The sequence below is a fragment of the Catenovulum sp. 2E275 genome (assembly GCF_025515275.1).
GTDB lineage: Bacteria > Pseudomonadota > Gammaproteobacteria > Enterobacterales > Alteromonadaceae > Catenovulum.
Genome location: NZ_JAOPFU010000113.1, coordinates 1 through 1,030, shown reverse-complemented (window position 1 = coordinate 1,030; position 1,030 = coordinate 1). Strand labels below are relative to the sequence as shown.

Below are 1,030 nucleotides of genomic sequence, written 5' to 3'. Positions count from 1 at the left end.
AAACCCCGATTGTATATCGTCAGCGATAAAAAAACTTTAGCACTTTTTTTGCGATATTTTTGCATTTTTTTATTAAAGAAGGGGATTTTAACTCCGATAACTTAATTGTCAGCGGATGATAACAATAAAAACAAGGTAAAAGGCCAAGAGAGAATCGAGGCATAAAGTAAAGCAACTCAATTAAAGTTCAGGAGAGTTAAAATGTCAGGCATGTTCGTAAATACCAACGTATCATCATTAAATGCACAGCGTCAGTTATCAACATCAGGTAACGCCCTAAATACCGCATTTGAAAGACTATCATCTGGTTTTAGAATTAACCGCGCATCAGACGATGCGGCAGGTTTACAAATTACAGACCGAATGACCACCCAAGTACAAGGTTTAAACCAAGCGGTCAGAAATGCAAACGATGCAATTTCATTAACACAAACCGCAGAAGGCGCAATGCAGGAAATTACCACCTCATTGCAACGTATTCGCCAATTAGCAATTCAATCACAAAACGGTATTAATACATCATCAGACCGTTTAGCGCTACAAAAAGAAGTGAGTGCTTTAAAAACAGAAATCAGCCGAATTGGAACCACCACCCAATTTGCTGGGGTGGACTTATTAACCGGTGGTTACTCAGCTAAATTTTTAGTGGGTGCTAATGGTGGTCAAACGATTTCAGTTAACTTATCAAGAGCAGGTGGATTTGGTGCGTCAAGCTTAATAGGAGCGGACTTATCAGTTGCATCAGAGCAATTGGCATCAGCGGCGTTAACTCAAATAGATGCGGCGATATCGGCGATAGGGTCGGCAAGAGCGGACTTAGGTGCTTTACAAAACCGTTTCCAATCAACGATTCGTAACCTAAGTAACGTAATAGAGAATGTATCTTCAGCGCGTTCACAAATTAAAGATACAGACTTTGCGACAGAGACGGCGGAATTAACTAAAAACCAGATTTTACAACAGGCAAGTACCACGGTATTAAGTCAGGCAAATCAAAGACCACAAGCTGCATTGTCTTTATTAGGTTAAT

The 1,030-nt window shown here is 40.0% G+C and carries 1 protein-coding gene; it reads left to right on the top strand.

Annotated elements, in window-relative coordinates; all coding sequences use genetic code 11:
* Positions 1–201 precede the first annotated feature (201 nt).
* Positions 202–1,029 (top strand): flagellin, encoded by an 828-nt coding sequence (locus N7931_RS19290; RefSeq protein ID WP_262795967.1) that lies wholly within the window; start codon positions 202–204, stop codon positions 1,027–1,029.
* Position 1,030: the final 1 nt, after the last annotated feature.

Bases quoted from the DNA above. Each gene is read 5' to 3' on its own strand.
- N7931_RS19290 (WP_262795967.1), top strand. From the start codon at position 202: ATGTCAGGCATGTTCGTAAATACCAACGTATCATCATTAAATGCACAG.